Origin of the sequence: Pedobacter chinensis, assembly GCF_003339865.1 — a bacterium.
Classification (GTDB): Bacteria; Bacteroidota; Bacteroidia; order Sphingobacteriales; family Sphingobacteriaceae; genus Pedobacter; species Pedobacter chinensis.
Window position 1 is genome coordinate 299,261 of record NZ_QPKV01000004.1, and the last position, 26,093, is coordinate 325,353.

A 26,093-nucleotide genomic window follows, 5' to 3' on the forward strand; every position below is an offset into this window, starting at 1 on the left:
CATGAAAACAATTGACCAGCTTGATTTTAAAGATAAAAAAGCACTAGTTAGGGTAGATTTTAACGTGCCTTTGGATGATGATTTTAAAATCACGGATGATAAAAGAATGCGTGCCGCATTGCCTACAATTACAAAGATCTTAAATGATGGCGGATCAGTGATCTTAATGTCGCACCTCGGCAGACCAAAAGATGGCCCGACAGATAAGTATTCGTTAAAACATATTTTAGGCGACCTATCCAGAATGTTGGATCTGGAAGTGAAATTTGCTGATGATTGCATTGGAGAAAGTGCGGTTAAGCAAGCTAAAAATCTTTTTCCAGGCGAGGTTTTATTGCTTGAAAATCTTCGTTTTTACAAGGAGGAGGAAAAAGGAGATGTTGCCTTTGCTGAAAAATTATCAAAGCTTGGTAATGTATATGTGAATGATGCATTCGGAACCGCACACCGTGCACATGCCTCCACCTCTATTATTGCTCAGTTTTTCCCTGATGCGAAATATTTCGGCTACTTAATGGCTTCTGAAGTAGAAAATGCAGAGAAAATCCTCAATCATGCAGAACGTCCTTTTACCGCTATTATGGGTGGAGCAAAAGTGTCTGATAAAATTCTTCTGATCGAAAAATTGTTAGAGAAAGTAGATAATCTGATCATTGGTGGCGGTATGGCATATACCTTTGCCAAAGCTCAGGGCGGAGAAATAGGAACCTCTCTTTTGGAGGCAGATAAGCAGGAACTTTCATTGGAACTGATTAAAAAAGCAAAAGCAAAAGGTGTCAATCTGGTGCTTCCGGTTGATACTGTGATTGCAGATAAATTTGCGAACGATGCCGATAAAAAAGATGTGGATTCAGGTCAGATTCCGGCAGATTGGATGGGACTGGATATCGGTCCAAAATCAGTAGCCTTGTTTCAGGACATCATCAAAAATTCTAAAACATTATTATGGAATGGTCCAATGGGTGTTTTTGAAATGGAAAGTTTTCAGGTGGGAACCAAAGCTGTAGCTGATGCCGTGGTAGCAGCCACAAAAGATAACGGCGCTTTCTCTTTAATCGGCGGTGGCGATTCTGCAGCAGCGATTGCTAAATTTGGAATGGAAGATCAAGTAAGCTACGTATCAACTGGTGGCGGCGCTTTACTTGAATATATGGAAGGTAAAGAATTACCTGGTGTGAAAGCGATTAACGACTGATTTTGATTCTTTAGCAGATCAATAGCTTCATAACAGATATGAAGCTATTTTTTTGCAGGAATTTTTTGACTTGGAATATATAGCTCAGGCGGTTTGAATTTATAGCTCTGTTTTGTTTAAATTAGAGCTATATTTACTTTTTTAAAGAGCCATAAAATGACGCCAATTCAAATACAGGTTATTAACTATATAAAACAAAACCCGCTACGTTCTTCCAACGATATTCATAAAGGTTTGGGAGGAATAATAGGCTATTCTACTTTAAAACGACTTTTAACTGAACTTATATCCGAAAAACTTGTTGTATCACAAGGGAAGCTTAAGGGGACAAGGTATGATATCAGTCCTGAATACAATCTGCTTTACGAAGTGAATACCCAGGATTATTTCCAAAGGGAGCAGGATGAAAGGCTTATAAAAGATACTTTTGATTTCTCGCTGATTAAAGACGTGCTTGCCAAAGCCACCATTTTCACAATCAAAGAGCGAGAAAAATTAGATTTATTGCATCTTAAGTTCTTAGATAATATTGCAAAATTATCTGGTACTGTTTATGATAAAGAGATGGAACGGTTAGCAATAGATCTAAGCTGGAAATCATCTCAAATTGAGGGTAATACTTATTCGCTTTTGGAAACGGAAAGATTGCTTAAAGAAAAACAGACTGCTTCAGGAAAACCTAAAGATGATGCAGTAATGTTATTGAATCATAAAGAGGCATTAAATTTTATCATCGAACACAAAGACTACGTTTTTCCGCTAAGTATCAGGGGAATCGAAGATATTCATACCATATTGATCCGTGATCTTGACGTGGAACGTAGCATTCGTCATAACAAAGTAGGAATTACTGGTACGAACTATGTTCCGTTGGATAATGAATATCAAATCCGTGAGGCATTAACGGAGATGTGTACATTGATAAATGAAAAGGAAAGTCCGTTAGAAAAATCACTGTTAACACTTGTACTTCTTTCCTATATTCAACCATTTGCGGATGGTAATAAACGTACCGCCAGAATCGTTGCGAATGCCATATTAATTGCTTCAGGGTATTGTCCAATATCTTTTAGAACTGTGGACTCCATAGCGTATAAAGAGGCTATGCTTGTATTTTATGAGCTTAATAATATCAGTGCTTTTAAAAAGATATTTATCGACCAGTTTGAGTTTGCAGTAAAAACATATTTTTAGATCTGATAAGCTTGGAACTTTGCCCTTTGTTAAAGGAATAATAAAAAAACTGGGCAACCGTGACACTTAACTTCAATTTAATAGAATAGGTTCATAATCAGTAGTTAAGCTTGTAGAGCTTATGGTAAAGTTTAATTTTTCTCATTTTTTTGATGCTAAAATGTAACAAAAAGGATGTGGAAAACTTTTTTGTGGTAAAAAGTGGTAAAAAGTGGTAGAACTCTTTACTTTTACACTAGATAAAAAGTGTAGATACCACTATGACCCAACTTTTAGGAGAATTTGATTGTAAACTTGACGCAAAGGGACGCCTTATGGTACCTGCTGCGCTTAAGAAACAATTGCCTGATGCAGAGAATGATGGGCTCATCATCAACCGTGGTTTCGAGAAAAATCTCGTGATCTATCCAAAAAATGTTTGGGATGCTGTAGTAGCTGATCTTGCCAAACTAAATATCTATGATCAGGAAAACCGTGCTTTTGTCAGAGCTTTTACGCGTGGCGCAACTGAGCTTTCGCTTGATGCTGCCGGTCGGGTACTATTGCCTAAGTCGTTGGCAGAATATGCGGGCATTGGCAGTGATCTGGTTTTGGCTTGTCAATTAGATCGCATTGAGGTTTGGGATAAAAAATCATACGAAGATATTTTTGATGATGTTCCTGCCAACTTTGCAAATCTTGCTCAAAAAGTAATGGGTGGAAAGAAAGGAGGTGCAGATGGCGAATAATTACCATGTTCCGGTAATGCTTCAGCCTTGCATTGATGGGTTGAACATCAAGCCTGATGGTGTTTATGTGGATGTGACTTTTGGTGGCGGTGGTCATTCAAAAGAAATCCTGAAGCGTCTTGGGCCAAGCGGAACCTTGATTGCATTCGATCAGGATCCTGATGCACAGGCGAATATTCCTGCTGATGATCGCCTGATCTTTATTGATCAAAATTTCGGTTTTCTTAAAAATAATCTTCGTTTGAAGGGATTTAGGCAGGTGGATGGCATCCTGGCCGATCTTGGTGTGTCGTCTCATCAGTTTGATGTTCCACAACGTGGTTTCTCCATTCGTCATAATGCCGGGTTGGATATGCGTATGGATCAGCATCGCGATCTTACAGCGGCTCAGGTTTTGAATACCTATTCAGAAGATAAGTTGCATAAGATTTTTGGTATTTATGGTGAGGTTAAAAATGCAAAATCTTTGGCTCGTGCCATTGTTACCTCTCGCCTGGATAAGCCTTTTACTGATATTGATAGCTTAAAATCGGCGATCGGCGAATACATCCCAAAGGGAAAAGAAAATAAATATTTAGCCCAGGTTTTTCAGGCTTTGCGTATTGAGGTAAATGCTGAAATACAGGTGCTTGAAGATTTTTTACAGCAGGCAGCCGATGTTTTAAAGCCGGGTGGGCATTTGGTAGTGATGTCTTACCATTCATTGGAAGATCGTCCGGTTAAAAACTTTATGGCTAAGGGTAAGTTTCAGGGAGAGGTTGAAAAGGATTTCTTTGGAAATCAGCAAAAACCCTTCAACGTGATTACCCGTAAAGCAATCATGGCCACTGAAGAAGAGATTGCGCAAAACAACAGGGCTCGTAGTGCGAAACTAAGAATTGCAGAAAAAATATGAACAGGTTTAGGGAGGAAATAGAAGAAGAGGAAATCGGACCTGAGCCAGAATTAAAAGCTGCGCCAAAAAAGCCGAAAACGGCTGAAGATAAAATGGATAGCAATTCATTCATTAGTAAGCTTTTTAATGATGGATTGGTATCAAAGGAGGCGGCCACAGATGCATTGCCTTATTTGTGTTTTTTGGCTTTGTTGGGCATGGTTTATATTGCTAACAGCCATTTTGCTGTAAATAACGTGCGCCGGATTGATGAATTGAATAAGCAGGTTAAAGAGTTAAGATGGGAGTATAAATCTTTAAAGGCTGATCTGATGTTCAAGAGCAAGCTGACAGAAGTGGCCAAAAAGGTTGATACCCTGGGAATAAAAGAATTAATTGAACCACCAAAAAAAATAATTGTTAAAAGCGATGAATATTAGAGCAAACATCTTGCTTCGTGTATATCTGGCATTTGGCTTAATTGTGCTTTTTGCTTTGGCGGTATTTTTTCGCCTCAGTCACGTGCAGTTTGTACAGGGCAAAAAATGGAAGGCTATGGCTGATAGTCTTTCAACACGGTACGTGAACGTAGAGGCCACGCGTGGAAATATTTATTCAAATGACGGCAGTTTGCTGGCCACGTCCGTTCCTGAGTATGAACTTCGGATGGATATGTTCGCCGGTGGGATAACCGATGATAAGATTTTTAATGAAAAAGTAGATTCTCTCGGCTATAAACTGGCGCAGATTTTTAAAGATAAAACAGCAAAAGAGTATTCCCGTTACTTGCGTAAAGGCCGTCAGGATAGTGCCCGTTACCTGCTTATTCACAGAAAAGTTGGCTATGCTGATTTAAAAACGATCAGAACCTTTCCGCTCTATAATGTAGGTAAATACAGCGGAGGTTTAATTGCTGTTCAGCAAAATAAACGTATTCTCCCTTTTCAGGCTTTAGCAGCCCGGACCATTGGTTATAAAAATGAAAATGTTGCCAACGGGGTTGGTCTGGAAGGAGCATATAAAGAATATATCAATGGAGAAACCGGAAAAAGGTTGATGCAGCGGATCGCTGGCGGGGTTTATATTCCGGTTAACGAAGAAGCAGAAGTGGCGCCGAAAGATGGCGCTGATATCATTTCCACCATAGATATCAATATGCAGGATTTGGCGCAAAGTGCACTTGAGAAGCAGTTGATCGCAAGTAAGGCAGACCATGGTACCGTAATTTTAATGGAGGTTGCTACGGGCGAGATTCGTGCGGTGGCAAATTTTTCTAAGGTAGAAGAAGGTGTTTACAAAGAGAAGTTCAACTATGCAATTGCGGGTAATCAGGATCCTGGATCGACATTTAAGCTCGCCTCATACATGGCTTTGCTGGAAGATAAACTGGTGGATACCAATACAATGATTGCAACGGGTTATTACCAGATTCCGGGAAAATTAATTACCGATTCCCATCCTGTTGTTACCACGGTAACGGTTAAGCGGGCTTTTGAAGAATCTTCCAATGCAGCCATTGCGAAATTAATTAATACGCATTACAAGGATAATCCGAAAAGGTTTACCGATCATTTATATGACTGGCACTTGAATGAGAAAATGGGACTTCAAATACCAGGCGAGGCAATGCCGGTGGTTAAAAACCCAAAAACAAACAAAAGCTGGAACAAGAACATGACTTTGCCGCAAATGGCTTATGGATATGAAATGCAGCTTACGCCTTTGAAAATGCTTTCGTTATATAATGCTGTAGCAAATAATGGCAAATACGTGGCGCCGATTTTTGTAAAAGAAATCAGAAGATTGGGAAATCCAATAGAGCAGTTTAAAGCCAGGGTAATCAACGAAAAAATCTGTTCGGATGAAACGCTGAGTAAAATCAAAAAAATGCTTGAAGGTGTTGTGACTGAAGGGAGTGGAAAGCAAATCGTTTATAATCCACTTTATAAAATTGCCGGTAAAACGGGTACCGCTCAGGTGGCTGATGCAAACAAGGGTTATAAAGCAAATAAACAATATCAGGCATCTTTTGTGGGTTATTTTCCTGCAGATAAACCAAAATACTCCATGATTGTGGTAATCAACGATCCAAAAGGAGCCTATTATGGTGCATTGGTTTCTGGCCCTGTTTTCAGAGCAGTTGCCGACCGGATTTATGCCAGCGACATGCAGATGTACAACGATGTGCCAACGCGTTTGGTCGGCAATACTGGTAACCCGCCAACAAAAGCGGGGCAAAGCAAAGCCACTCAAAAAGTATACAGGGCTTTTGGCTTTAAGCCACTTTTTGCCTCAAAATCTGAATACTATAATATAGTGGATACCAGTGCCGGAGAGGTTTTTCAGGAAAATACCGAACGCAAGGGTATAATGCCGAACGTTTCGGGCATGGGTTTGAAAGATGCACTTTATCTTTTAGGTAATGCGGGTTTGAAAACGAAAGTTATAGGATCGGGAAAAGTGACAAGCCAATCTATTGCTGCTGGTACAAAAGTGGGTAAAGGATTAGGCGTACAAATAGAATTGAATTAAAAAAGTCCGGAGTCTGAGGTCAGGAGTCCGGAGATAAAAATGTAGAGGAGAAGTCTTGATACTTGATCCTCACACTTAATGATAAAAAATGCAATTACAGGATTTACTTTACGGCATCACGATTAAAGAATTGGTTGGTAAAACCGATAGGGAAATCAATGCCTTAAGTTTCGATTCCCGTAAAGTAGGAAAAGATGATGTTTTCTTTGCTGTAGTTGGAACGCTGGCTGATGGACATCAGTTTATTGAACAAACCATTGCGCAGGGAGCAACTGTGATCATTTGTGAAAATTTGCCGGAAGTGCATGATTTCACGGTAACTTATATCAAAGTAGAAAACTCTTCTGTTGCCCTGGGAATTATGGCTGGCAATTACTTTGGTAATCCATCAGCAGATTTAAAACTTATCGGCATTACCGGAACAAACGGAAAAACCACCATTGCCACTATTCTATTTAAATTATTTAAAGGTTTAGGGTATAAAACAGGGCTACTTTCAACTGTTGAAAATTACATTAATGACACCGTTGTTCCTGCAACGCACACCACGCCAGATCCAATTGTATTAAATCAATTATTGAGAGATATGGTTGATGCTGGTTGCGATTATTGTTTTATGGAAGTAAGTTCACACGCCGTTTCCCAGCATCGCATTGAAGGATTGAATTTCTCGGGAGGTGTTTTCTCAAACATTACCCATGATCATTTGGATTTTCATAAAACTTTTGATAGTTATTTGAAAGCTAAAAAAGCATTCTTTGATGTATTGCCAAAATCGGCTTTTGCACTGACCAATATCGATGATAAAAACGGTATGGTGATGTTGCAAAACACCAAAGCATATAAAAAAACCTATGCATTAAAGCAACTGGCAGATTTTAAAGCTAAAATCATTGAAAACCAGTTTAGCGGTTTGCATCTGGATATTGACCATGAAGATGTTTATTTCAAACTCGTAGGGTCTTTCAATGCTTATAATCTTTTAGCGGTTTACGGAACGGCTATTCTTTTAGAACAAGATAAATTAAAGGTTTTAACACTATTAAGTTTGTTAACAGGTGCCGAAGGTCGTTTTGATTATATCACATCTCCGGATAACATCATTGGTATTGTTGATTATGCACATACTCCCGATGCGGTTCAAAATGTGTTGAGCACCATTGCAAACATTCGGAAAGGAACTGAACAGGTTATTACAGTGATTGGTTGCGGTGGCGATCGCGATAAAACCAAAAGGCCAGTGATGGCTCAGGTAGCCTGCGATTGGAGCGACAAAGTAATCCTGACATCTGATAATCCAAGAACCGAAGATCCGCAAGCCATTATCAATGATATGGAAACAGGCGTATCGCCAACAAATAAACGTAAAACATTATCCATTTTGGATAGAAGAGAGGCTATAAGAACAGCTTGCCATTTAGCACAAAGCGGAGATATCATTTTAGTGGCAGGTAAAGGACATGAAAAGTACCAGGAGATTAATGGAGTGAGGAATCATTTTGATGATAAGGAAATTTTAATTGAACAACTAAACCCGAACAGCTAATGTTATATCTATTATTTGAATACCTGCATAAGCATTATGATATTCCTGGATTAAGGTTGTTCCAGTACATTACCTTTCGTGCTTCAATTTCTATCATTCTTTCCTTGATCATCACCACCGTTTATGGGCGGAGGCTGATTGATTATTTACATAAAAAACAAGTTGGTGAAACGGTTAGAAATTTAGGTCTGGAAGGGCAAATGCAAAAGCAAGGTACGCCAACAATGGGAGGTATCATTATTTTGATGGGTATTTTGATCCCGACTTTACTATTTGCCAATATCTCAAATGTATATGTGATTTTAATGATCATCACTACCGTATGGATGGGTGCGATTGGTTTTCTGGATGATTATATCAAGGTATTTAAGAAAAATAAAGAAGGACTGGCAGGTCGCTTTAAAGTAGTTGGTCAGGTTGGTTTGGGGCTGATTGTTGGTTGCACCATGTATTTTCATCCAAATATTGTGGTAAGAGAAACGGTTCAGGACGATGTAAAAAGTACTTCCACTGCCCCAATGGTGTTACGCCAAAAGGGAGAAACATTTTATTATACACAAGATGTAAAGTCAACCAAAACCAATATGCCTTTTTATAAGAACAATGAGTTTGACTATGCCAAGGTTTTTAAATTTTTAGGTGGCGATTATCAGAAATATGCATTTTTAGTATTTCTGGCATTTACTGTTTTTATCATTACAGCGGTATCTAATGGAGCCAACATCACTGATGGTATCGATGGTCTGGCCACGGGCACATCGGCGGTAATAGGGATTACCCTCGGGATTTTGGCTTACGTTTCAGGTAACACGATCATGGCCGATTACCTTAACATCATGTACATCCCCAACTCTGCAGAGCTGATGATTTTTGCAGGTGCTTTTGTAGGGTCATGTGTAGGTTTTCTATGGTATAATTCTTATCCGGCCCAGGTTTTTATGGGTGATACCGGAAGTTTGGCCATCGGGGGGATCATCGCATCGTTCGCCTTAATGATTCGTAAGGAACTTTTGATTCCGGTGCTTTGCGGGATATTCCTGGTGGAGCTGGTTTCGGTAATTACCCAGGTTTCATACTTCAAGTACACCAAGAAACGGTTTGGGGAAGGAAGGAGAATATTTTTAATGTCGCCATTGCATCATCATTATCAAAAGAAAGGTTATCACGAAGCTAAAATTGTTACCCGTTTCTGGATTATCGGCATCATGCTGGCAATCATGACAATAGTGACATTGAAATTGAGATAATACAAGGTAAAAGGTTTAGGGTTTAAAGGTTAGGGTTTAAGGTAAATCAACATCCAAAAAAAATAAAACTAAGATGCTCAGGTGTCTTGGGTAGTAAAAAGAAAAATAAAAACAACCAAGGAGCACCTCAGGTGGTAAAAAAAACAAGATGATCCAAGATGTCCTAGGTGGTAAGTAAAAAATAAATGAGCACAGATCACAACATATCGCAAAGCAATACTCAGTCGGCAATGGCAGGGCGGAGCCGTGTTGTTATTTTAGGTGCTGGCGAAAGTGGCATTGGTGCGGCCAAACTTGCGCAATTAAAAGGGTTTGATGTTTTCGTTTCTGATTATGGTGTAATTACCGATAAGTATAAGGCGGCCTTAGAGAAATTATCCATTCCGTTCGAATCAGAAAAACATACTGAAGAACTGATATTAAATGCAAATGAAGTGATCAAAAGCCCGGGCATTCCATCAACGGCACCAATTATAAAAAAACTGGTGGAAAAAGGCATTTCGGTGGTTTCAGAGATAGAGTTTGCCAAACGCTATACCAATGCTAAAGTAATTTGCATAACAGGATCCAACGGTAAATCCACAACAAGCTTGCTAACCTACCATATATTGAAAAATGCTGGTTTAAATGTAGGCTTGGCAGGTAATATCGGCCAGAGTTTTGCAGCCCAGGTAGCAACTGAAGATTTTGAGTATTATGTGCTTGAGATTTCCAGTTTTATGCTGGATGATATGTTCAGGTTCAGGGCAGATATTGCTGTTTTATTGAATATTACACCAGATCATTTAGATCGGTACGATTATAAGTTGGAGAATTATGCTGCCTCAAAAATGCGCATCATTCAAAATCAAACTCAAAATGATGTTTTCATTTATTGTGCAGATGATGAAGAAAGTATCAAAGCATTAATGCATATCAAGCCATTGGCCAAAACGTACGCTTTTTCAATTGTAAAAGAAGTTGAAACAGGTGCATACTTAAAAGCAGAAACAATACACATCCTTACAGAACCAAATAAAGAACTAACCATGTCTATTTCAGATTTAGCCTTACAAGGCAAGCACAACATTTACAACTCTATGGCTTCGGGCATTGTAGCAAAGGTTTTAGAGTTAAGAAATGATACCATTCGCGAGAGCATGGGCAATTTCAAGAATATTGAGCACAGGTTGGAGCATGTGGCCAAAATTTCAGGAATTGATTTCATCAATGATAGCAAGGCAACAAATGTGAACTCTACCTGGTACGCCCTGGAAAGCATGACCACTGATGTGGTATTGATTATGGGAGGAGTTGATAAGGGCAATGATTATAGTATGCTCAAAGATTTGGTAAAAAGTAAAGTGAAGGCAATTGTTTGTTTGGGCAAAGACAATAAACGCATTCATGATGCCTTCGAAGATGATGTGGATGTGATTGTGAATACTTTTTCAGCCGAAGAAGCTGCACAAATTGCTTTTCATCTGGCAAAACGTGGAGATGCTGTTTTACTTTCTCCGGCATGTGCAAGTTTTGATCTGTTTAAAAGTTATGAAGATCGCGGAAATCAATTTAAAGCGGCAGTTAGAGAATTATAAATAGGAGGCTTAATATATGTTGCAAGCACTACTTAATAAAACAAAAGGCGATAGATGGATCTGGTTGATCATCATCCTGCTTTCGCTTATATCTGTAATGGCTGTGTACAGTGCAACAGGAACTTTAGCGTATAAAAAGGGTGAGGCGGTAGAAAAGTTGCTGTTAACCAAACACTTGATTTTTGTGCTCATGGGAATTGGAATGATTTACATTGCCCATTTGCTCGATTACAGGTATTACGCCGGTATTTCCAAAATATTGATGATCGTGACCATACCCTTACTGGTGTATACGTTAATTTTTGGTACAAATTTAAACGATGCCTCAAGGTGGGTTAAAATCCCTGTAATCGGCTTGACTTTTCAAACATCAGATTTGGCAAAACTCGCTTTAATTACGTTTTTGGCAAGAATGCTGACCAAAAAACAAGAGAACATTAAAAATGTAAGAGAATCATTCATCCCGATTATGGGGTCTGTTTGTGTAGTCTTTGTATTAATTGCATTGGCCAATTTATCTACGGCCTTGATGTTATTCGGAGTAAGTATTTTGCTTTTGATCATCGGTCGTATCAGTATAAAACAAATTGCTATTGTTTGTGCGGGTGGCTTTGTACTCTTGTTGTTTGTTTTCTTCTTGGGGCCAAGACGAAAAACCTACATGTCTCGTATCAATACGTTCATGCATCCGGAGATGCAGCATTCAGATAAAACTTTCCAGGCAGATCAGGCAAAAATTGCACTGGCTACTGGTGGTGTTTTTGGTAAAGGGCCAGGTAACAGTACCCAGCGCAATTTCCTGCCACACCCATATTCCGATTTTATTTTCGCCATTATTATTGAAGAATGGGGAACTGTGGGAGGAATTGTAATCATGATACTTTACCTGGTGCTTTTATACCGATGTATAAAAATAGTGACCAGAGCCCCCAAGGCATTTGGAGCTTTACTCGCCGCCGGACTGAGTTTCAGTCTGACCATTCAGGCTTTTGCAAACATGGCAGTTGCTGTAGGTTTGGGGCCTGTAACAGGAGTTCCACTCCCTTTGGTAAGTATGGGTGGTACATCAATGATTTTTACCAGTGTGGCTTTTGGGATTATTTTGAGTGTAAGCCGAGATGTGGAGGAAAATGCTGGTGTAGTTAGTAAAGAGGAAAAAGATAAAGTAAAAAATAAAGTAATTGTTGGAGAGATTCCGGCATTTGGATAATTATTTGCAAGCACAAAAGAAACAAAAGAGCACAATAGTTATAATGATTACGAGTAAAACATATCTAAAGGATTTAACTTATCAGGTTAATGGGGCTGCCATTGAAGTGCATAAGGCTTTAGGTGCTGGATTGTTGGAAAGTACTTACCATAGGTGTATGAAACACGAGCTTTTGCTTAGAGGGATTTCTTTTGAAACTGAAATGCTGGTTCCTGTTAATTATAAAGGAATAGCTATAGATACAAATTTGAGGTGTGATTTATTTGTCGAAAATGTATTAACGATTGAATTAAAGTCTGTTGATAAATTGATGCCCATTCATGAGGCTCAAATTATTACCTATATGAAATTATTAGGTTCCCCTAAGGGAATTATATACAACTTTAATACAGTGAATTTATATACAGAAGGACAAAGAACTTACGTAAACGATTTGTATAGGATTTTACCAGAATAAGAATAAAAATGAAAATTAACTTTTGTTCACTATTGTTTCTTTTGTGGTGAAATAGTTAATAATAAAAACATATAATTTAAAAATGAATAATTCCCCAAAAATTATCATATCAGGTGGTGGCACCGGCGGGCATATTTTTCCCGCCGTGGCCATAGCCAATGCGCTTAAGCGTTTGGTGCCCGCTTGTGAAATTTTATTTGTGGGTGCAAATGGTCGTATGGAAATGGAAAAAGTTCCTGCAGCCGGATATAAGATCATAGGTTTGAACATCAGTGGAATGCAACGAGGTTCGATCATTAAAAACCTGGCATTGCCATTTAAGGTTATCGGAAGTGTTCGTAAAGCCGTGCAGATCATTAATGATTTTAAACCAGATGCAGTGGTTGGTGTAGGTGGATATGCTTCCGGGCCGCTGTTATACGCTGCATCATTGAAAGGTATTCCTTACCTGATCCAGGAACAAAATTCCTACGCAGGGATAACCAACAAATGGCTGGGGAAAAAAGCATCGAAAATTTGCGTAGCCTTTGATGGGATGGAACAATTCTTCCCTGCTGACCGAATTTTGAAAACAGGTAATCCCGTTCGTAAAGAAGTAATAGATATTAAAGGAAAACACCATGCAGGAGCAGAGCTTTTAAAGCTCGATCCTTTAAAGAAAACCATTATGGTTACAGGAGGAAGCCTCGGTGCAGGAACTTTAAATAAAGCAATTGAGAAACATTTACCAGAAATCCTGGCTCAGGATGTGCAGGTAGTCTGGCAAACAGGCAAATATTATTATAAAGGAATTATCGAAAGATTAGGATTGGATTACCACCCTAATATCCGGATTCTGGAGTTTTTAAACAAGATGGATTTAGCCTATGCCGCTGCTGATGTGATTATCAGTAGAGCAGGAGCAGGAACAATAGCTGAGCTTTGTCTGATCAAGAAGCCAGTAATATTAGTTCCGTCACCTAATGTTGCTGAAGATCATCAAACGAAAAATGCAATGGCACTGGTAAAAAACGGGGCCGCAGTGTTAATCAACGATCGGTCTGCAGAAGACACGCTGGTTAAAGAAGCACTGGCTCTATTAAATAATAAAGATCAGAGAGAAAAGTTATCTGAAAATTTGGGAAGAATGGCATTGCCGAAAGCAGATGAAATTATCGCTGGTGAAGTGTTGAAACTGATAAAAGCTTAAAGACTAAGGCTGAAAGACCAGAGCAAAGGCAAAACGTCATTGCAAGGTTCAAAGCATTCTTATAGCGAAAAAATAAATGATAGTGGAAAGAAAAGTTTTTGGTCTTTAGTCTTTCTGCTTTAGCTTAAAATAAAATGGAATTAGGTAAAATAAATAGGGTGTTTTTTGTTGGTATCGGTGGTATCGGCATGAGTGCGCTTGCACGTTATTTTGCCAAACGCGGTCAGGTGGTTTGTGGTTATGATAAAACCAGAACCAAGCTTACTGAAACATTGGAACAAGAAGGGATTTTGATTACTTATTTAGATGAATCTGCTGCATTACCTTGTGCATTTCTGGATCATCATGACGATACTCTGGTAGTGTATACACCAGCCATTCCAAAAGATTTAAAAATCTTAAATCACTTTAAGGATAAAGGATTCAGTCTTAAAAAGCGTTCTGAGGTTTTAGGCATCATTAGCCAGGGAATGTTCTGTATCGGAATTGCCGGCACCCACGGTAAAACCACTACTTCATCAATCGTAGCGCATATTTTAAAAGATACAGGCTACGATTGTACAGCGTTTTTAGGGGGGATAACCAGCAATTACAACAGCAATGTTCTTTTCGGTCAAAACGATGTTGTGGTGGTAGAAGCCGATGAATATGATCGCTCTTTCTTAACACTGCATTCGGATATCGCTGTGGTAACCTCAATGGATGCCGATCATTTAGACATTTACGGAGACAAAAGTCATTTAGAAGAGTCATTCCGTTTATACGCTGGTCAGTTAAAAGAAAATGGTACGCTGTACGTACATGAAGGTCTGTCTCTATCTGACGGAATCAGTTATGCGGCAAGTTCTACCGCAACAGCTAAAGCTGAAAACCTGCGGGTTGAAGGATCGAAATTTGTTTTTGATTACAGCGATGATTCAACTGAAATTAAGGATATCAGTTTAATGCTGCCTGGCAAGCATAATGTCGAAAATACAACAGTTGCTATTGCCATTGCTTTGAAATTAGGCATTGATGCCGAAAAGATCAAAGAAGCTGTGGCCAACTTCAAAGGTGTAAAACGCCGTTTTGAGTATATCGTAAATAATGATAATCAGATTTATATTGATGATTATGCTCATCATCCTGAAGAATTAAAAGCTTGTTTTGATGCCGTTAGACAATTATATCCTGATAAAAAGTTAACAGTGATCTTCCAGCCGCATTTATTTACGCGTACCCGTGATTTTGCTGATGAGTTCGCAAAAGTTTTAAGCACTGCTGATGAAATGCTGTTGCTGGAAATTTATCCTGCCAGAGAATTGCCTTTGGAAGGGGTAAATTCACAGTTTTTACTGGATAAAATCACTTTAGAGAATAAAAAAATATGTGGAAAAGATTTTGTGGTTCAGCATGTTAAGGACACAAAACCTGAGTTAATTTTAACAGTTGGAGCGGGAGATATTGATACCATTATCGAGCCGATTAAAAATATATTGAACAATGCTTAAACGGATAAACTGGAGCGCAATTTTTACTGGCTTTGCCTGGCTGATCAGCCTGGCAGGAGTGGTGGTGCTGTTAAGTTTCATCAATGTTAAAAAGCAAACAGTTAAATGTAGTGATGTTAAAATATTGATACCTGGAGCTGATAATTTCATTGAAAGAGAAGAAATTGATGCTATACTTCGCGAGGATCAGGGTATGCTTCTTGGACGGAATCTGGAACAAATCAACATTCATCAAATTGAGAAAAAACTTCAATCCAATCCATACATCGCGTTTGCAAAAGTATATGTGGATATGGATGGTGTATTGAATATTGAAGTAAAGCAAAGACAACCTGTGGTTAGAATATTAAATAATAGCGGACAGGATTTCTATATTGACAATGATGGATTGAAAATGCCGATTTCATCAAACTTCACAGCCAATGTATTGGTAGCAACTGGTAATATCACAGAGGTTTTTGGAAGTCGCGTTGATACTTTGCATACCAGGTTGGCACACGATCTTTATAAAACAGCATTATATATTAAAAAGGATACCCTGTGGGATTCCCAAATCGAACAGATTGTGGTTGATCAGAAAAATGATATTGAGCTCATTCCCAGAGTTGGTAATCAACGCATCATTCTGGGCAATGCAGATTCATTGGAAAAGAAGATGACCAATCTGTTGTTGTTCTACAAAAAAGCAATGCCTTTGGTGGGATGGGAAACTTACAGAACAATCAATATTAAGTATACCAATCAAATTGTTTGCGAAAAAAGAGATTCAACTGAAATTGCCAGAAAACGAAAAACAATTTCTCCGACTGATAGTTTGAGAATACAGCAAAAAGTTTCCGATTCATTGATCAGAGATGTGATTGGACAGGTAACAGGAGAGCAAACAGCTGCTGTTACAGCAAAGAGGGTTGAACCTAAAAAGGAGGAACCCAAAAAGGTTGAGCCACAAAAAGCAGAATCTAAAAAAACAGAACCTGCTCAAACAGAAGTGAAGAAAACCGTAACCACCGTTGCAGCCAGGCCTCAGGAAACAAAACCAGTAGATAAAAAAGAACCAGCAACGAAGCCTGCGACAGATTTAAAGAAACCTGTGAAATCTGCAGCAGAGCTGAAATTAGAGAGAGAAAAAGAAATCAGAGCCCTAGAAAAACAATATAAAACTCAACAAAATTAACGAATATGGACAAGGCAAAATTTACCAGTCAGTCGCCCATTGTAGTAGGATTGGATATCGGTACTACAAAAATATGTGTTATCGTTGGTCGGAGAACCCAACACGGTAAGATAGAAATTTTAGGAATAGGCAAGGCAGAATCAGCGGGTGTGACACGAGGAGTGGTTTCTAACATTCAAAAAACCGTACAGGGCATTGCTCAGGCCGTTGAAGTAGCAAGCGGCCAATCCAATGTAGAGATACAGGTGGTAAATGTGGGTATTGCTGGTCAGCACATCAAGAGCTTACAGCACAGAGGAATTTTAACAAGAAGAGAATTAAACAACGAAATTGGTAAAAAAGATATCGATAAGTTGATTGATGATATGTTTAAACTGGTGATGCCTCCGGGAGAGGAAATCATTCATGTATTGCCACAAGAGTTTACCATCGATAATGAACCAGGTATTAAAGACCCAATTGGTATGGCAGGAGTACGTCTTGAGGCGAATTTCCATATCATTTCTGGTCAGGTTACGGCGGTTAAGAACATCATCAAATGTGTAAACAATGCAGGTTTGCAAACTCAGGATCTCATTCTTGAGCCATTGGCATCTTCTGAATCGGTGTTGAGCGAGGAAGAAAAAGAAGCCGGCATTGCATTAGTGGATATTGGTGGTGGTACCACAGATATCGCCATTTTCCATGAGGGTATTATTCGCCATACGGCTGTAATTCCATTTGGTGGTAATAGTGTTACGGAAGACATCAGAGAAGGCTGCTCTGTTATGCGTAATCAGGCTGAATTATTAAAAACACGTTTTGGTTCTGCATTGGCTGAAGAAAATAAAGAGAATGAAATCATCTGTGTTCCGGGGCTTCGTGGTCGTGAACCAAAAGAAATCTCTGTTAAAAATCTGGCTTACGTAATTCAGGCTCGGATGGAAGAAATCATTGAGCATGTTTATTATGAAATAAAGTCATCAGGTTATGAGAAAAAATTAATCGGTGGTATCGTGATCACAGGTGGTGGTGCACTGTTGAAACACCTTTCTCAGGCTGTGGAATATGTAACTGGTTTAGATTGCCGCATTGGTTATCCAAACGAACATTTGTCTAAGTATGAAGATATGCCGAAAGCGATTTACGACGATTTGAAAAGCCCCATGTACGCAACCAGTGTTGGTTTGTTAATTAAAGGTATTCAAAAAGCAGAAGAACTGATGGAAGAAATGAAACAACCAGGTGTTTTTGTGGAGAAACCAAAAACGGCTAAAGAAAAGGAGAAGCGCGGACCGGGTCTTTTCGATAAATTACTTGCCAAAACAAGAACTTTCATTCAGGATGATATGAATGTAAGTGACGAAGATTACCTGAAAAGCTAAGGTATTTTTCAACAAAACATGAGTTTTCCACATTCTTAACACTTGTGGAAAACGTCTGTTGAAAAAGTGTTAATATTACGTTGAGTAATGAACAGAATTTAAAAATTTTTAAACAACTGATTCATAAAGATATGCAGTTCGAAATGTTAAAAGATAAGTCTTCAATCATCAAAGTAATTGGTGTTGGAGGCGGTGGCGGCAACGCGGTGAACCATATGTACCTGTCAGGTATTACTGGTGTGGATTTTATTATTTGTAATACAGATGCCCAGGCTTTGGAATCTAGCCCTATCCCTAACAAGGTGCAATTAGGTGCTAGTTTAACCGAAGGCATGGGGGCTGGCTCTATTCCTGAGGTGGGTAAAAACTCGGCCATAGAGAATATCGATGATATTAAAGCCATGTTAGGTAGTACGACTAAAATGTTGTTCATTACTGCAGGAATGGGTGGTGGTACAGGAACTGGTGCATCTCCGATTATTGCCAAAGCTGCTAAAGAACTCGACATTTTAACTGTTGCCATTATCACGACTCCATTTTCTTTCGAAGGAAAAAGACGTAGACTGCAGGCCGATGAAGGCATGGAAGAACTGAAGAAATATGTGGATTCTTATTTAGTAATCTCTAATGACAGGCTGCGTGAAATCTTCGGAAACTTAACGCTGGGTTCTGCATTTGGTCAGGCTGATGATATTTTAACCACCGCTGCAAAAGGTATCGCAGAAATCATTACTGTTCCGGGTTATATCAACGTGGATTTTAAAGATGTGCGCACAGTAATGAAAGATAGCGGTGTGGCTATCATGGGTAGCCATTCTGCTGAAGGCGATGATCGTGCATTACAAGCGGTTGAAGGCGCTTTGGCCTCTCCATTATTAAAAGACAATGAGATTGAAGGTGCCCGTTATATCTTGTTAAACATCAGCTCTGGTCTTCGTGAGGTAACAATGGATGAGGTTTCCATCATTACAGATTACATTCAGGAAAAAGCAGGCTTATCTGCCGATTTAATTTGGGGTAACTGTACAGATGAGTCATTAAGTGATAAATTATCTGTAACTATTATTGCTACAGGTTTCCAAACCTCAGAAGAACGCGTAAACGAAGAAAAAAATAAAAAGAAAATATCATTGTTAACGCCTGAAGAGGCGCCTTTGGTTCGTCCCGTTGAACCGGTAAACTCTTTTATTCAGCCTAAAGCGGCTCCGTCATACGAGCCGGTTTTGAAAGCTAAAGAAGAACCTTCTCAGGTTGATTTGTTTGGTGGAATGTTCAGTAAGCCTGAACCACAAAAAGTTCAGGAACCTGAAAACAATGTAGTTCGCCATACTTTGATAGAGGAAGAACCGCAGGTAGAAGAACCTAAAGAAACCGGATTTGAGTTTGAAGTTAAATTAGCTGAAACCAATTTTGTTTTCGAAACACCAGTTGCAGAGGTTGCACCTGAGCCTGAACCAGTGGTGGAAATGCCCGTTGCTGGTTTAGATGACGACAAGAATGATGAATCAATGGAAGAGCAACTCAAAAAATCAAAAGAACGTATTTTACGTTTGAAAGATTTGAGTATGAAATTGCGCACAACCAATGGTTTACAGGAACTGGAAAATGAACCTGCTTACAAACGTAAACAAATGCAACTGCAACAGGTCCAACATTCTTCTGAATCACAGGTAAGTCGTTTCACTTTAAGTAATGATCAGGACGGAGGAACAGAGATCAGGCCTAACAATTCATTTTTACACGATAACGTTGATTAAATCAAACCAAGTATAATTTTAAAGCCCCGATTTAAAGCCGGGGCTTTTTTGGCATAAAATTAGATCGTGAAAAATCTTAATTGACATGTAAAATATTAATCTGGTTGATTTTAAGACGAATAAAGCTTAAATTCGCAAAATTTTTATTATAAAAACACATAATACATTGGATATATTTGATAAGATAGCAAAGCACATGGGGCCACTTGGTCAACACCAGAAATGGTCTCATGGGTATTTCTCATTTCCAAAATTAGAGGGAGAAATTGCGCCACACATGCAATTCAAAGGAAAAGAGCATTTGGTTTGGAGTTTAAATAATTATTTAGGTTTAGCCAATCATCCGGAAGTTAGAAAAGCAGACCAGGAAGCTGCTGCTCAATTCGGCATGGCGTACCCAATGGGTGCACGTATGATGAGTGGTAATTCAAAATATCATGAGCAATTAGAACAGGAACTTGCAGCTTTTGTGGGCAAACCTGATGCGTTTTTATTAAACTATGGCTACCAGGGTATGGTTTCCATCATTGATACTTTGGTTGATAGAAATGATGTGATCGTTTACGATGCAGAATCTCACGCTTGTATTATTGATGGGTTGCGTTTACACATGGGAAAACGTTTTGTGTATAAACACAATGATATCGAAAGTGCACGTAAACAATTAGAACGTGCCACTAAATTAACAAATGAATCTGGTGGTGGCATTTTATTGATTACTGAAGGTGTTTTCGGAATGAGTGGTGCGCAGGGTAAACTAAAGGAACTGGTTGAACTTAAAAAAGACTTCAACTTCCGTATTTTAGTTGATGATGCACATGGTTTTGGTACAATGGGTAAAACCGGTGCCGGAACACATGAAGCACAGGATTGCATCGATGGAATTGATGTTTACTTCGGTACTTTTGCAAAATCCATGGCAGGCATCGGCGCTTTTGTAGCTTCAACAGAAGAAATCACCAATTTCTTAAGATACAACATGCGTTCACAAACTTTTGCCAAAGCTTTGCCAATGCCAATGGTAATTGGTTTGTTAAAACGTTTGGAATTATTAAAAAGCAAACCAGAGTTGAAAGATAAACTATGGGAAATAGCAACCGCTTTACAAAAAGGTTTGCGTGAACGTGGATTTGATTTAGGAGTGACAGATTCAGTGGTTACTCCGGTTTTCTTAAAAGGTGAGCTTTCTGATGCAACTGCAATTACTTTCGATCTACGTGAAAACTACAGCATTTTCTGTTCGATCGTGGTATATCCTGTAATTCCAAAAGGAATGATTGAACTGCGTTTAATTCCAACAGCTGTTCATACTTTAGAAGATGTGCAACGTACATTGGATGCTTTTAGTGAAGTGGCAGAAAAGCTGGAAAATGGTTATTATAAAGAAAATCAGTTTGCTATAGCTTAATTAAAATAAAATATTGCTTATAGCCTTTAAATTGCTTTAAAGGGCTTTTTTTTGTGCTTTATTTTTGTAATACATTGCTTATCAGTATTTTATTTGTAATTTGTTGATAATAAATGTTTATAAACCGCTTAAATGTGGAAAAAAACGGCTTTAAAGGCGTTTTTTTATTTAATTAAAAATTTTTTTATTACAACAAACATTCTAAATTAGAGTTAGTTAATTATAACTCAAACCTTTAAAATAATAGGAGTACTAAGAAAATGAAAAAATTTGAAGAAGTAAAAAGTTTAGTTGCGGCTTTGGAAGCTGATGCAGACAAGTTTTATAACAAAGGGAACAGTGCTGCTGGAACTCGTGTGCGCAAGGGTATGCAGGATTTGAAAAATTTAGCTCAGGCTATCCGTTTAGAAGTTCAGGAAACGAAAAACAAAGCTTAAGCGATTATAAAGATATTTATCAATAAAAATGCCTTCTGATTTTTCAGAAGGCATTTTTGCAAAGAAGTCAAGTTTTTAAAACTTGACTTCTTTGGTAATGAATCTAATTAGATCCAAAGTGCTTTTGATAAAATATTGTGTTTTTATACATCTTAAAATATTTTCAAAAGGTTTTTTGTATTGAAAGAAGTCAAGTTTTTAAAACTTGACTTCTTTGGTAATGAATCTAATCAGATCCAAAGTGCTTTTGATAAATATTGTGTTTTTATACATTTTAAAAAGATTTTAAGAAGGTATTTTTGTATTGAAATAAGTCAAGTTTTTAAAACTTGACTTATTTGGTGATAAATCTAACCGGATCCAAAGTGCTCTTGATAAATATTGTGTTTTTATACATTTTAAAAAGATTTTAAGAAGGTATTTCTGTATTGAAAGAAGTCAAGTTTTTAAAACTTGACTTCTTTGGTAATAAATCTAATCAGATTCAGAGTGCTTTTGATAAAATATTGTGTTTTTTATACATCCTAAAAATATTTTTCAGAAGGCATTTTTGCATTTTGGTAATAAATCTAATCGGACTCTAAAGCATTCTGATAAAAATATTGGGTCTGTGTTTGATGCATCTCTATAAAATTATTTTTGCTTCCGAAATATTCCATTACTTCATTTCTCTTTAATTTGGTTGCTTGATCAGATAAAAGAGGTTGGTAAGATGACCATTTAAAATCTGTTAGCTGCTTACATACGCCATGTTTAATACCGTTTGCATGAATGTATATTATATTTTGCTGTAAATGAGCATCATCAGTTATTCTAATTCTTCTGAAGGGATTAATGAATAATGAACCAGATCTTTTATTCTCTTTGTTGAAAGCCATGGCATAAGATATAAAAAAGTCTTTCATTTGGAATTCTAAAGCCTCGCTAAAGGTTAATTCTTTATTCACATATTTCTTTTGATGTGTTTTCAAATGCTCCTGTGGGAGTAATTTCAAACGGGCAGTGAGAGATCGTTCGTTCACGCATTTTACCAGAAAATGTACATGATTTGAAAGTAATATGTAACAATACGTTTCCAGATAACCAAAACTGTATTCTGCATATTTTTTAAGAAAGTAAGATCTATTAGCATCATTTTTAAATAATAGCGAACCGGTAACAGATTTGCAAATGATATGCATAAACTCATCTTCAACAAAGTCTTGAATATATTTGTTATTAATTGGCATAAATGAATCTAACCAATTTTTATAAATAAGCCAAGTTTTAAAAAAATTAACTTGTTGAATATCAATCTACACAGTCAACTGATATAAATTAAAACATATTCATGTAGGGCTATAAAAAAAGAAGTCAAGTTTTTAAAACTTGACTTCTTTGAATTAAATCAATCCTCTGTTTAAGCTACTGTACTTATTTTTTCTATTTCCTTAACAATTGCATTTGTCAAAGCATCTGAGGCTTTAACCAGAGGTAATCTGACTGTATCCCCACATACACCTAAATGTTTTAAGGCTGCTTTTATTCCTGCCGGATTACCTTCTGCAAAAGCTAAACGGGTAAATTCCACCAAACTTAAATGCGCTGGTGTAGCAGCTTTAAAATCCCCGGTTAAGCATTGTCTTATCATATCAGAGAATTGTTTTGGCAATGCGTTACCAACAACTGAAATAATGCCTGATGCGCCTAGGGCAATCATCGGCAAGGTAATCGGATCATCTCCAGAGATCAAGAGGAAATCCTCAGGTTTATCTCTTATAATTTGATTGAACTGATCGAAACTGCCAGATGCCTCTTTGGTGGCGATGATGTTTTTAAAATCATATGCCAACCTACAGGTCGTTTCCGGGCTCATGTTGCTCATGGTACGACCTGGAACATTGTACAAAATCAAATCCAAAGGTGAAATTTCAGCTAAATATTTATAATGCTGATAAATACCTTCCTGTGTTGGTTTGTTATAATAAGGGCTTACAGATAAAATTGCACTATAGCCTGTGGTATCAAAAGCTTTAATGTCTTCAGCAACGGCGAGCGTATTGTTTCCGCCAATTCCCGCAACTAATGGTAATCTGTTATCATTGATTTCAGCAGTATAAGCCCACACCTTCTTCTTCTCGTCCTTAGTCATTGTAGCGGTTTCGCCGGTTGTGCCTAAAGAAACGAGGTAATCTATCCCTCCGTCGATCAAATGATTAATCAGGTTTTTTAAACCGTTATAATCAACAGATCCATCTGTGTTGAAAGGTGTAACCAATGCTACACCAGTACCCTGAAATTTGTTCATTATATAAATTGTTGTTTTTTATTTACCTCGGAGCCGTAAACGATGCCAAGGTATTTTTTTAATAGTTATAAATTGTATTTATAACACGTCTTATTCCGTCTTTAATGTCTTTTGTGGTAATAAACTATTCGTTTATCATTTTCAAAAGTTCTTCATCGCTGATGATTGGAACATTTAATTTAGTGGCCTTTTCCAGTTTTGAAGGTCCCATATTATCACCGGCAACCAAATAGTTTAATTTGCCTGAAATTCCACTCAACATCTTTCCGCCATTTGCCTCAATCATATCTTTCAGCTCATCGCGACTGTAGTTTTCAAAAACGCCCGAAATTACGAATGTTTTTCCAATAAGTTGATCACTTGCCAGTTCAATTAACTTTTCTTCAATTTCAAAGCGTAAACCTGCTGATTTTAATAATTCTATCTGTTCTAAATGCTCTTTTTTTGCAAAGTATTCAACAATACTCTCGGCTATGCGCTGCCCGATTTCGTCAATAGCAATTAAATCGTCAATTGATGCCTTGGCCAGTATATCAATATTTTTCACACCAGCAGCTAATTTTTTTGCAACAGTTTCTCCAACATAACGGATGCCTAATCCAAAAAGTACTTTTTCAAAAGGCATTTCTTTTGATCTTTCTATTCCAGTGAGCATGTTTTCGATAGATCGTTCACCAAACCGATCTAAGCTTTTAAGCTGATCTGCTTTCTGATATAAAGTGTACAAATCGCTAATATGATTCACTAACCCATGCTTATAAAAAGTTTCGATTGTTTCGTTTCCCAGGCCGTCAATGTTCATTGCTTTGCGGGAAATAAAATGCTGTATTTTTCCAACAATTTGTGGAGGGCAACCTTCATCATTCGGGCAGTAGTGAACCGCTTCACTTTCTTTTCTAATCAGTTCAGTTCCACATTCGGGGCAATTATGCAAATAATGTACTTTACTTGAGCCCGCCAAACGTTTACTTAAATTTACTTTAATGATTTTTGGAATAATCTCTCCACCTTTTTCTACAAATACGGTATCACCTTCGTGGAGGTCTAATCTTTCGATTTCATTTGCATTATGAAGGGTCGCCCGTTTTACAGTTGTTCCTGCCAGTAATACAGGTTTTAAGTTTGCAACAGGTGTAACTGCACCTGTTCGTCCAACCTGATAGGTAACTTTTTCTAAAACAGTTTCTACCTCTGCTGCTTTATATTTATATGATATCGCCCAACGGGGAGACTTGGCTGTAAAACCCAATTCCTGCTGTTGTGCATAGCTGTTTACTTTAATTACAATTCCATCAATATCATAACTCAGTTTGAAACGTTCCTCTTCCCAATAGTGAATAAAATCGAGCACCTCATTTATGTTTGTGACCAATTTGTTATGTTGGCAAACATGAAATCCCCAATCCTTAACAGCCTGCAAGCTTTCCCAGTGATTTTTGAATTCGTTTTTATCTGTGTACAGAAAATATATAAATCCGTCTAAAGGTCGTTTGGCCACTTCTTTACTATCCTGCATTTTTATTGTTCCGGATGCGAAATTCCTTGGGTTTGCATAGGGAATCTCACCTAATTCTTCACGGGCGGCATTTAACCTTAAAAAGGCAGCTTTATGCATGAAAATCTCTCCACGGATTTCGAAATGTTCAGGAACGTTACCTGTTTTTATCTGATGAGGAATGGTATGAATGGTTTTTACATTATTAGTCACATCATCGCCTTTTGTGCCATCTCCACGGGTTACTGCCCTTACAAGTTTGCCACTTTCGTAGGTTAAACTAATTGATAATCCATCGAACTTTAATTCACAAACATACTCGAAATTATCGCCAATTGCTTTTCTGATCCTTTCGTCAAAATCACGAAGATCCTGCTCATTATAGGTGTTGCCCAATGATAACATGGGGTATTTGTGGAGCACCGTAGCAAAGTTTTTGGTAATGTCTCCGCCGACACGTTGAGTTGGGGAGTTTGGATCTGCAAAATCTGGATTTGCTTTTTCCAATTCTGCAAGGTGTTTTAGCTTTTTGTCAAACTCATAATCGCCAATGGTTGGCATGGCCAGTACATAATAATTATAATTATGCTGGTTGAGTTCTGCAACCAACGCATCCATTTCTTCTTTTATTGCAAATAGCGACATATGGCAAATATAAATTGATTTTAGTGTTTTGAAAAACAAAAGATTGCTTACCATCCAAAGACAGATAAAAAATCATTCTTTTTCAATAAAAATGTTAAAAAAGCTAAAACGGCTTATAAAGAGTAGTTTTACGCAAGGATACCAAAGGAAGGTTTTGATGTAAGTGTTAATGAGAAAGAATAGGTACAATGGAAATAAGGGTACTGAAAACTTTAGAAATGGATGGAAAGATATGTGAAGAGATTCTTGAATTCACCATCTTTTAAAACCCTAATCTTATCTGGTTC

General features: G+C 37.9%; 21 protein-coding genes. 18 read left to right on the forward strand and 3 right to left on the reverse strand.

Annotation, left to right across the window (positions count from 1 at the left end; genetic code table 11):
• Position 1: 1 nt before the first annotated feature.
• From DU508_RS11575 to DU508_RS11660, 18 genes are all read left to right on the forward strand, one after another.
• Entirely contained in the window at positions 2–1,195 is a 1,194-nt protein-coding gene (locus DU508_RS11575) for a phosphoglycerate kinase (RefSeq protein WP_115402973.1), read from the forward strand.
• Between the two features lie 156 nt (positions 1,196–1,351).
• Positions 1,352–2,389 (forward strand): Fic family protein, encoded by a 1,038-nt coding sequence (locus DU508_RS11580; RefSeq protein WP_115402974.1) that lies wholly within the window; start codon positions 1,352–1,354, stop codon positions 2,387–2,389.
• A gap of 260 nt (positions 2,390–2,649) precedes the next feature.
• A complete protein-coding gene (gene mraZ, locus DU508_RS11585; protein ID WP_115402975.1) occupies positions 2,650–3,117 on the forward strand; it encodes a division/cell wall cluster transcriptional repressor MraZ in 468 nt (155 codons plus the stop codon).
• Positions 3,107–4,012 carry a 16S rRNA (cytosine(1402)-N(4))-methyltransferase RsmH gene (gene rsmH, locus DU508_RS11590; protein ID WP_115402976.1) on the forward strand — a complete coding sequence of 302 codons (906 nt, stop codon included), beginning with the start codon at positions 3,107–3,109 and terminating at the stop codon, positions 4,010–4,012. The genes mraZ and rsmH overlap by 11 nt, the downstream gene beginning before the upstream one ends.
• Positions 4,009–4,431, forward strand: a complete 423-nt coding sequence (locus tag DU508_RS11595; RefSeq protein WP_115402977.1) for an FtsL-like putative cell division protein — start codon at positions 4,009–4,011, stop codon at positions 4,429–4,431. Before rsmH ends, DU508_RS11595 begins: the two co-directional genes overlap by 4 nt.
• The gene (locus DU508_RS11600; protein ID WP_115402978.1) at positions 4,421–6,523 is read left to right on the forward strand and encodes a penicillin-binding protein; all 2,103 of its coding nucleotides are present in this window, start codon (positions 4,421–4,423) and stop codon (positions 6,521–6,523) included. The genes DU508_RS11595 and DU508_RS11600 overlap by 11 nt, the downstream gene beginning before the upstream one ends.
• An 88-nt stretch (positions 6,524–6,611) precedes the next feature.
• A complete protein-coding gene (locus DU508_RS11605; RefSeq protein ID WP_115402979.1) occupies positions 6,612–8,069 on the forward strand; it encodes a UDP-N-acetylmuramoyl-L-alanyl-D-glutamate--2,6-diaminopimelate ligase in 1,458 nt (485 codons plus the stop codon).
• The gene (gene mraY / locus DU508_RS11610; RefSeq protein ID WP_115402980.1) at positions 8,069–9,316 is read left to right on the forward strand and encodes a phospho-N-acetylmuramoyl-pentapeptide-transferase; all 1,248 of its coding nucleotides are present in this window, start codon (positions 8,069–8,071) and stop codon (positions 9,314–9,316) included. The genes DU508_RS11605 and mraY overlap by 1 nt, the downstream gene beginning before the upstream one ends.
• Before the next feature lie 185 nt (positions 9,317–9,501).
• Positions 9,502–10,893 carry a UDP-N-acetylmuramoyl-L-alanine--D-glutamate ligase gene (murD, locus tag DU508_RS11615; protein WP_394341371.1) on the forward strand — a complete coding sequence of 464 codons (1,392 nt, stop codon included), beginning with the start codon at positions 9,502–9,504 and terminating at the stop codon, positions 10,891–10,893.
• 16 nt (positions 10,894–10,909) lie between these two features.
• Positions 10,910–12,103, forward strand: coding sequence for an FtsW/RodA/SpoVE family cell cycle protein (locus DU508_RS11620; RefSeq protein WP_199562698.1), 1,194 nt, complete (start codon positions 10,910–10,912; stop codon positions 12,101–12,103).
• A gap of 43 nt (positions 12,104–12,146) precedes the next feature.
• Entirely contained in the window at positions 12,147–12,560 is a 414-nt protein-coding gene (locus DU508_RS11625) for a GxxExxY protein (RefSeq protein WP_115402982.1), read from the forward strand.
• Positions 12,561–12,642: 82 nt separating this feature from the next.
• The gene (gene murG, locus DU508_RS11630; RefSeq protein ID WP_115402983.1) at positions 12,643–13,749 is read left to right on the forward strand and encodes an undecaprenyldiphospho-muramoylpentapeptide beta-N-acetylglucosaminyltransferase; all 1,107 of its coding nucleotides are present in this window, start codon (positions 12,643–12,645) and stop codon (positions 13,747–13,749) included.
• Positions 13,750–13,883: 134 nt separating this feature from the next.
• The gene (gene murC, locus DU508_RS11635; protein WP_115402984.1) at positions 13,884–15,239 is read left to right on the forward strand and encodes a UDP-N-acetylmuramate--L-alanine ligase; all 1,356 of its coding nucleotides are present in this window, start codon (positions 13,884–13,886) and stop codon (positions 15,237–15,239) included.
• Entirely contained in the window at positions 15,232–16,413 is a 1,182-nt protein-coding gene (locus tag DU508_RS11640) for a cell division protein FtsQ (protein WP_115402985.1), read from the forward strand. Before murC ends, DU508_RS11640 begins: the two co-directional genes overlap by 8 nt.
• A 5-nt stretch (positions 16,414–16,418) precedes the next feature.
• Complete coding sequence (gene ftsA, locus DU508_RS11645) at positions 16,419–17,777, forward strand: cell division protein FtsA (RefSeq protein ID WP_115402986.1); 1,359 nt, start codon at positions 16,419–16,421, stop codon at positions 17,775–17,777.
• A gap of 131 nt (positions 17,778–17,908) precedes the next feature.
• Positions 17,909–19,534 carry a cell division protein FtsZ gene (gene ftsZ, locus DU508_RS11650; RefSeq protein WP_115403338.1) on the forward strand — a complete coding sequence of 542 codons (1,626 nt, stop codon included), beginning with the start codon at positions 17,909–17,911 and terminating at the stop codon, positions 19,532–19,534.
• Positions 19,535–19,700: 166 nt separating this feature from the next.
• On the forward strand, positions 19,701–20,942 hold the full coding sequence (locus tag DU508_RS11655) for an aminotransferase class I/II-fold pyridoxal phosphate-dependent enzyme (RefSeq protein WP_115402987.1): 1,242 nt from the start codon (positions 19,701–19,703) through the stop codon (positions 20,940–20,942).
• A gap of 260 nt (positions 20,943–21,202) precedes the next feature.
• Positions 21,203–21,379 (forward strand): histone H1, encoded by a 177-nt coding sequence (locus tag DU508_RS11660; RefSeq protein WP_090982499.1) that lies wholly within the window; start codon positions 21,203–21,205, stop codon positions 21,377–21,379.
• Between the two features lie 569 nt (positions 21,380–21,948).
• On the opposite strand, the gene DU508_RS11665 is transcribed toward DU508_RS11660, so the two are convergent.
• The 3 genes from DU508_RS11665 to ligA form a co-directional block, all read right to left on the reverse strand.
• Positions 21,949–22,608, reverse strand: coding sequence for a hypothetical protein (locus DU508_RS11665; protein ID WP_115402988.1), 660 nt, complete (start codon positions 22,606–22,608; stop codon positions 21,949–21,951).
• 170 nt (positions 22,609–22,778) lie between these two features.
• On the reverse strand, positions 22,779–23,666 hold the full coding sequence (gene dapA, locus DU508_RS11670) for a 4-hydroxy-tetrahydrodipicolinate synthase (RefSeq protein ID WP_115402989.1): 888 nt from the start codon (positions 23,664–23,666) through the stop codon (positions 22,779–22,781).
• 124 nt (positions 23,667–23,790) lie between these two features.
• Complete coding sequence (gene ligA / locus DU508_RS11675) at positions 23,791–25,806, reverse strand: NAD-dependent DNA ligase LigA (protein ID WP_115402990.1); 2,016 nt, start codon at positions 25,804–25,806, stop codon at positions 23,791–23,793.
• Positions 25,807–26,093: the final 287 nt, after the last annotated feature.